Here is a 7,524-nt window from a genome sequence, read left to right as displayed (position 1 = left end):
AATGGTAATGCCAACTTACCTCCTCAAGTAGATAACTCCCAAAACCAAGGTAATACCAACCCAAAAACCGAAGTTGACGATGACAATAATCAAGGTAATGGTAATGCCAACTTACCTCCTCAAGTAGATAACTCCAACAACCAAGGTAATGGTAATACCAACCCAAAAATCGAAGTTGACAGCAATCAGCCGCCTAAATCCAAAACTACTGAGGTGAAAACTTATACCAGCAACGATACCAACCTGAGTATTCCAGATTTAGGAACGCTATTTTCAACGCTAGCAATTCCCGATCGCGGCAGCATTTTGGATCTCAATATCCAACTGGGGATTACTCACGAGCGTAGTAACGATATCGACGTTTTCCTGAAGAGTCCTGATGGAAAGAGCGTCAAATTGTTTGCTAATGTCGGTGGAAATAGCAACAAACTTGGAAAGGTCACCTTAAATGATGATGCTTCCCTACCTATCAGTGCGATTTCCAATCCCAATGCTACTATTTTCCGACCTGAAGGCAATCTAAGTACGTTTAATGGTTTGGATTTATCCGGTACTTGGACATTGGAAGTCCGCGATACTAACAAGCAGAAAACTGGCACTCTCAAAAGTTGGTCGATGATTATAACTAAATCAAATTGATAGTAACGTAAGTTGCTAATTACTAGCATGAGGAGGGTTTACACAGAGCTGGCACCAGGGATAGAAACCCGGTTTCTTGCAAATAACTAAACTTGAAAGCCTATATTTTTAGTGAAGAAACTCGGCTTCTCAGGTCTTGTTGAGAATTGTCAGGAGTTACGCAGTTGAACTAAAAATGGGGTAGAAGGAAGGGGCTGACTCGACTCAAATGCAATCGCTTGATCAATCCAAATCGCACTGCCAATCGACCTATTAGTGACGTGGCCCTCGCCGTGAAGCCGAGCAACGCCCAATTATTCTTCCGTGATTTGTCATCATCCGTAAAGTAATTGTGGTCGAACCAACGGAAGCCAGGTTCTTTTCTCACCGACCCGTCACGCTTTGGCTTGCTCATGTACTCATCGTAGATGTGATTAACTCTTTTCACAAGTTCATCGTGTTTGTAAATATAGAAATCGTTTGTGCCATTGTCGTGCATATTTACCAGAACAACATACAAGTTTTCGTTATTCTTCTTTACCCTCATGTTTGACCCGAATTTCCAACCTTGTGTGTTGGCGATTGCCATAGTTTTGACTTGAATCGAGATTGTTCTTTGGCCGAAAGTATCCGAAGCCAGAACATCAAAAATCTCGTTATTCTTTGGCGTGACAAGTGCCAAAACTCCACGCCGACACAATTCGGCACAAACGTAGTATTCACCTGCGGCACCTATGAGGTTTTTCGAGAACATGGGCGTTGCTGATTTAGGGTATGAAAGGATAAATAGGCAAGTCATAGAAACCAGTATCCACAAAACTTCGGGATTTTCAATTTATTTTTTTCATACCCTGATTAAGCAACGCCATTTTTTTCACTTCGACAAAGACTTAACAGCCCGTCGAAAAAAATTCGCTAGGGGTTTATGTGGGGAAATGGGTAAGCTGTTAAGCATTTAAACGGGGTAAGACAAAAATGCCAAACGCTTACACCTCAATTTTGACAGCGAATCGAAATAATTAATTTAAATGAACAACAGCTTATTTCCAGCCTAGAGCTTGAAACTGTTACAGCTACATAAGAATAAAACCATATCGTAATATAAATTCAACCAATGTAAGTATTAATCATGAAAATGTATTTCAGCCAAATAACTATTATTCAATCTCTAATAATCGAGCAACAAATACTGTATAAAAAATTCCTTTTTTTATAGGTTCGTATGTGCTACCTTCTTTATTAGATTCTGTAGTAATGATTCCTCCTTCACGAGGCTCAAACAATCCTTCTTTAAGACTAATAAGATAAATTGCCGTTATAAAAGAACTACCATTTATTGAGAAAGGTAAAATCCTAATCACAGCTTCTAAAGATGAAGTAAGTAAAGGTAGAAGACTAATCATAAAGGTGATTAAGATAAGTAAAAAAATGTAATAACCTGTATTTAGCAAAAAATCGCCAAAAACTATAAACAATATAAATATTATTTTTTATATAAAAATTAAAAAACCTTTAATTTCGGTTGACAATTCTTCTTTTGATGCAGCTTCCTCACTTTCATATACAACGGGATATTGTTCCTTCATAACAGCATTTCAAGTGTTTTTAAAGGATTTTCTTGTCAGATATATCAACGAACCCGCAAAAGAGTAAAAGGACACTCCCCAAGGTGAATTTAACGGTGGAAGAAAATCGCTCATCGTATTATCCCACTAAATAATTTATTACTTTTTTCAATTTCATTGTTACACATGAAAATTAAGATGTAAACAGTAGACATCAACCTTTTATATCAAAAACCCACAACATATAACCCGCTTGACTCCAACTCTGGCGGGTTTTTTGTGGGCAACCGCCTCGCGCCGCGCTGTGACCGCTCCCACCTCTCCGACCGGGGCAAGCGCATTAACCCACATTGCCCTGCCTAAGCCCTGTAACCCTTATAGCTACATCAGGAGAAGTGAGTTTATAGACCATTTAATAGAGATTGAAACCAAGGAAGAACTTTGTTTCCTATAAATATACCTATAGCAGTAGTTATAATACCAAAAAATAATTTTGTAATAAGTTCATCCTTATTCTCAATAAAATAGTTACTTTCTTCATTTGATTTTTTAGTAGTGAAAACTATAAATTTACTGTTGTCATCTTTGAAGAAAATAAGTTTACGCCTAATACCAATTTTATGTGAAGTTGCATATAATAGAGAGATGGCGTTTATAGTGCGTTTTATGGCTCGTAGTTTAAAAATCACAATTGAAGAAAGTGCAGAAGTTTTAGAAAAACAACTAAAAAATACTCGTACAGCGAGTCAGAAAGAACGAATACAAGTATTATGGTGGTTAAAAACAGGGCAAGTACAGCAGCAGCAAGAATTAGCGCATCGTTTGGGTAGAGACAAATCTACAATAAGCCGGTGGTTACAAAAGTATCGACGGGGTGGAATATCAGAATTATTGTTGGTAAAAAAAGCCCCCGGACAAGTACCACACTTGAGTGTTGAGGCATTAGCAGGACTTAAAGAACGCTTGGCAACAGGAGCGCCTTTCAAAAGCTACAGGGAAATTGTGGAATGGTTAAAAACAGAGTATAATTTAGAACTGACTTATGCAACAGTCTATGCCTGGGTACATTATCGTCTCCAAGCAAAACTGAAAGTGCCACGTCCGCAAAGTGCTTTACAGGACTTACAAGCAGTGGAGCTTTTTAAAAAAACATCATTCCAGCAGTATTGACGTTTCAAAAATATTTTGGCAAGGGTAAAAGGCTACGATATTTGTCCCAAGATGAAACCCGGTTGGGATTAAAAACATTGACAGGAAAATTAATTACAGCCAGGGGGGTAAAACCAGTTGCTCCCATACTATGGAAACGTGAAAATTTTTGGTTGTATGGGGTAGTCGAACCATTGAGTGGCTGGCATTTTTGCCAACAATACGCGCTCGCTTAACGGAGAAGATTTTCAGAAATTTATTGACGCTCTTTCTCTACAATTGGGTGAAGATATAGCCATCATTCACATGGATAGAGCGGGTGCTCATACCACTAATGAACTCTCCTGGCCAGAAAATTTAATTCCTGTCTGTCAACCTTCACATAGTCCAGAACTTAATCCAATTGAAAGGGTCTGGGAATATATCAAAAAGGAACTTGTTGGAGAGGTTTTTACAACACTTGAGCAATTACGAGAGCGATTGAAACAAGTTCTTGAAAAAATCACTCCTGAGCAAATTAGTTTGTTGTCATCTTACAAGTTTATTCTTGAAGCCCTATTCTATGCAGCTTCATATTAAATTGGTATAAAGGTAATCTGATTGCATTCAAGACCAAGGTAAGTCAGATTAGACAGTTGCCCAAGCGCCTCGGGGATTGAGGTAATCTGATTATTTCTGAGGTCGAGGCAGTCCAGCTCGGAAAGTTGCCCGAGTGCTTCTGGATTGAGGTAATTTGATTTTCATAAAGTACAAGCCTGTTCAAATTGAAAAGTTGCCCAAGCGCTTCTGGAATGGAGGTAATCTCATTCCTATTAAGCACAAGCAGAGTCATATCTTTACAGTTGGCAATTTGCGGTGGTATTTCTTTCAACTTGAACAGTGACAAATTCAGTTCCACCGATTGTTCATCGGCAGCCCGCTCAATTCTTTGCACTGCTCTCTCTCGCGTCATGTCCTTTGTCTCTCGTAGTATTCATTTTATTGTGGCAATAAAATTTAGCCTATTGGAAAAAACAGCAGGAATCAGGATGTAGCATCAAGAGAACGGGGGTAAATGAGCAGTCGTACAGAAACTTACGTGCTTGGCTGAAACTTTTACTGGATAAGCATTCTGGGAACTACTCTTTTTGTCTCTCAAAAACTTAAAGAATTGAAAATTAAACTGTACCAATTAGAGCATAGGTTTTTTGGTACAGCTTTTTTGTACGGCACAGTAAGGATTTGAGGCTTTTAAATTTCAGACAGATCAATTGGTACAGGTTTATAAGAGGCGAGCGCAGTATTCAAAACGACTAATCAATTCCTTAGCGTAAGTTTCTGTTTGACTGCCCATTTCACCCCGTGAATTGGAGACGATAAACAACTACCCGTCAATAACGCAGTGATATTCAGCCGAAGCTGCCTTGTACATCGCTCTCATTAGCTCCGTCTCCCAGCCTCATCTATAAGCCTAGAAGTCAATTCGCACTCCAAAACTACTGTCGCTTGTTGGCAGCTCAACGCTTGCTCCGAATCGACAACAGCTCCACAGCGAGCCGCTTCCTTTCCTCTCCCCGGCGGTCATATTTAGCCACAATTGCAGGCGAAGAATGCCCCGCCAGCTCCGCCACAGTCACGATATCAACTCCAGCATCTAGCAAATCCGAGCAAAAAGTCCGGCGGAAATCGTGAGGAGAAAACGACTCCACTCCCGCCTCTATTGCCCGCTTTTGCAAAATCACTAATACCGCCTGGGGTGTTAGCGGTCTGATATGTATCCGACCCATCTTCCAGGCCGGACACAACAACGCTCCCGCTTCCAGACCCCGAACCACGAGCCAATCTTCCACCACCTTCACAGCATTGCTAGGAAGGTACACCGTGCGGTCTTTGTTCCCCTTACCGCCTCGTACCTTCATAGCACCCGTGCGAGCATTAAAGTCCCTCAATTCCAGCTTCACCACTTCAGCCCGGCGCAAACCCACCCGCAGAATCGCCAGCAGAGCCGCATCGCGAGCGCCTGCCGGTCATGTGCCTATCCTGACCTAGCACTAGAAACTATTTCTCAGACAGGTACATCAACTGCTCGGCACTAAAGTCGCACTGCTGGCAGAAAGAAACCTTGTTCTCAAATTACACTGTCAGACCTGTGCGGGTAGCATACTGCTTGCTCGATATAATCATACCTCTCACCCCGTGATAACGGCCGCCGACATCCTTAACTACGACTCGATTACCTTCAGTAAGTTCACTTAAACTTTCTAACTCCGACTCGATTACCTTCAGTAAGTTCACTTAAATTTCGATAAACTATTGACATTATTAATGTGTATAATTTTTATTACTATAAAGTAAGTTTAAAAAATTCAAATGTCTATATTGATTCCCTTACAATTTACTCAATTTTTACTAGCACAAACTAGCTCTTGCCACAATGTCGGGCAGACAGAGTTAATCGCGATCATCGCTTTACTAGGGGCATTTTTAACTTTTGCCGCTACGGCTAGTGTGCCGGCACTAACAATTGTTGGGGTAAAGGTTCTCGCTGGTTTGACAATTGGTGTTAGCGGGGCTGCGATAACGGTGCCATTCCAGGGGTTTTTAGATATCGTGGTTGTGGCGGCTCTTGTCGAAAGTATTAACCACATATTAGGATGTGGTTAATTGCATCGGAAACGGTTAGTTAAAGTAGATCAGGTAATCAGGAGTCAGTAAAAGGTAGTGTAATAGAAAAGATCGCACTTTTGGCATCGAAAGGTGAGCTTCCTTTACAACTTTTTCACGGACCACGAGCGAGCGCCTTAAAAGACCTAAAGTCCTATCCGGAATCATTGGTAACAAGTTAGACAGGAGTAGATTTTGTCAATACCTCTTTGTGAATAAATATAATTGGTAATAATGATAATCAAATAAGGGGTAAGGGTGGGAGAGTCCGCTGTAGGAGGACTCTTCCACGCCGAGCGCGATTATCATTATTAATAAGTTGTGGGCTCGATTGGCGTGGCACTGCGATCGATAACAGCGGCGGGCGCTCGATAACAGTGGCGGGTGATCGATAACAGTGGCGGGCGATCGATAATAGTGGCACCACAGCCGTGCACGGCAACGTTGGGGCGAGCACGATCGATTGCGGGAGTTGGTATTATCAAACGATATAATTGACAAATAATTGAGCGATTGTGTAGGTCAATAAATATGGCTAAGAGTCAAAAAACCAACCGCGACCACGCCAAAAAAAACACAAGACCGATGGTGGAAGATGAAGCGATTGCCTCGCAACTATCGGCATTATTAACACCAGCCATCACCTCACAAGAAAATTACTACCGTCAACTAGGTTTACGAGGGAGAATTCTTAACCTGCCGTTGATGGTAGCAGCAGTATTAACTCTATTGTGGCGAGATGTAGCGGGGGTGACAGAACTTACAAGAATGCTGGCAAGCTCAGGTTTTTTGTGGTGCAAGCCTACAACAGTCACTCAACAAGCAATGTCTCAAAGGTTTTTAAGTTTTCCCGCCACCTTATTTGAGGGAGTCTTCAAAAATTTATTGCCAAGTTTAAGAACTGCTTGGTATCAGAGAAACCAACGACCTCTACCAGAAAGCATTCAATTTGCCTTGACCAAATTTTCGAGAATTTGGATAGTGGATAGTTCAACGCTCGAAGCATTATTTTGCAAGCTCAAAAGCCTAGAAGATATACCAAAAGGGCAGTTAGCCGGAAAAATGGCAACAGTCATAGATTTAATGACCAGGCTCCCTGTTGATATTTGGTTTCTGGAAAACCCGAGAGCTTCTGATGTTAAGCTTGAAGAAAATATCCTGCAATTAGTGCCAAATAAAACCTTACTCTTACTGGATAGAGGATTTTATCATTTCAGCTTTTGGCTCCAATTAATTGAACGAGATATTCACTTAATTACTCGTCTAAAAAAAGGAGCATCCATTCAAATACAGCAAGTATTTACTAAAAGTTACGACCTTAAAGATAGTCTGGTACGTTTGGGTTCGGGAACTGCAAAAACTCCATTTATTACCTTACGTTTGATAGAAGTTCGTTCGGGTAAAACCTGGCATTCTTATTTGACAAGCGTGCTTGACCCTCAAGTATTACCACCCTACGTCGTGGCAGATTTATATCGTCGGCGCTGGAGAATTGAAGAAGCTTTCAATACCGTAAAAAGACTCTTGGGATTAAGTTATTTGTGGACGG

At 41.0% G+C, this 7,524-nt stretch carries 9 protein-coding genes and 2 pseudogenes; 5 read left to right on the top strand and 6 right to left on the bottom strand.

The window, feature by feature from the left end:
- Positions 1-639: proprotein convertase P-domain-containing protein (locus QUA25_RS27075; RefSeq protein ID WP_333042636.1), on the top strand; the 639-nt coding region annotated here is incomplete at its 5' end.
- A gap of 169 nt (positions 640-808) precedes the next feature.
- Here the strand turns inward: QUA25_RS27075 and QUA25_RS27070 are convergent.
- Positions 809-1,372: a hypothetical protein gene (locus QUA25_RS27070; protein ID WP_333042634.1), complete on the bottom strand. Its 564-nt coding sequence runs from the start codon at positions 1,370-1,372 to the stop codon at positions 809-811.
- A gap of 403 nt (positions 1,373-1,775) precedes the next feature.
- Positions 1,776-2,021, bottom strand: a complete 246-nt coding sequence (locus QUA25_RS27065) for a hypothetical protein (RefSeq protein ID WP_333042632.1) — start codon at positions 2,019-2,021, stop codon at positions 1,776-1,778.
- 717 nt (positions 2,022-2,738) lie between these two features.
- Here QUA25_RS27065 and QUA25_RS27060 point away from each other — a divergent pair.
- Both QUA25_RS27060 and QUA25_RS27055 read left to right on the top strand, forming a co-directional pair.
- Positions 2,739-3,353 carry a helix-turn-helix domain-containing protein gene (locus QUA25_RS27060; RefSeq protein ID WP_333042629.1) on the top strand — a complete coding sequence of 205 codons (615 nt, stop codon included), beginning with the start codon at positions 2,739-2,741 and terminating at the stop codon, positions 3,351-3,353.
- A 177-nt stretch (positions 3,354-3,530) separates the two neighbouring features.
- Positions 3,531-3,911, top strand: coding sequence for a transposase (locus QUA25_RS27055; protein ID WP_333042627.1), 381 nt, complete (start codon positions 3,531-3,533; stop codon positions 3,909-3,911).
- Here the strand turns inward: QUA25_RS27055 and QUA25_RS29605 are convergent.
- The 3 genes and pseudogenes from QUA25_RS29605 to QUA25_RS27045 form a co-directional block, all read right to left on the bottom strand.
- A pseudogene (locus QUA25_RS29605) lies at positions 3,908-4,048 on the bottom strand (leucine-rich repeat domain-containing protein); the annotation flags it as partial. The gene QUA25_RS27055 and the pseudogene QUA25_RS29605 overlap by 4 nt on opposite strands.
- A gap of 780 nt (positions 4,049-4,828) precedes the next feature.
- Positions 4,829-5,320, bottom strand: a pseudogene (locus tag QUA25_RS27050) (tyrosine-type recombinase/integrase); the annotation flags it as partial.
- A 124-nt stretch (positions 5,321-5,444) separates the two neighbouring features.
- Positions 5,445-5,606: a hypothetical protein gene (locus tag QUA25_RS27045; protein WP_333042625.1), complete on the bottom strand. Its 162-nt coding sequence runs from the start codon at positions 5,604-5,606 to the stop codon at positions 5,445-5,447.
- 75 nt (positions 5,607-5,681) lie between these two features.
- Between QUA25_RS27045 and QUA25_RS27040 the strand changes: the two genes are divergently transcribed.
- Positions 5,682-5,975, top strand: a complete 294-nt coding sequence (locus QUA25_RS27040; RefSeq protein ID WP_333042623.1) for a hypothetical protein — start codon at positions 5,682-5,684, stop codon at positions 5,973-5,975.
- 311 nt (positions 5,976-6,286) lie between these two features.
- Here QUA25_RS27040 and QUA25_RS27035 read toward each other — a convergent pair whose 3' ends face one another.
- Positions 6,287-6,460 carry a hypothetical protein gene (locus QUA25_RS27035; protein ID WP_333042622.1) on the bottom strand — a complete coding sequence of 58 codons (174 nt, stop codon included), beginning with the start codon at positions 6,458-6,460 and terminating at the stop codon, positions 6,287-6,289.
- A gap of 100 nt (positions 6,461-6,560) precedes the next feature.
- Here QUA25_RS27035 and QUA25_RS27030 point away from each other — a divergent pair.
- The coding region (locus tag QUA25_RS27030; protein ID WP_333042619.1) for an IS4 family transposase at positions 6,561-7,524 on the top strand (964 nt) is incomplete at its 3' end.

The sequence above is a fragment of the Microcoleus sp. Pol17C6 genome, from assembly GCF_036701145.1.
GTDB lineage: Bacteria > Cyanobacteriota > Cyanobacteriia > Cyanobacteriales > Microcoleaceae > Microcoleus.
The sequence above is the reverse complement of the archived record's forward strand: the minus strand, read 5'-3'. Positions and strand labels throughout refer to the sequence as shown.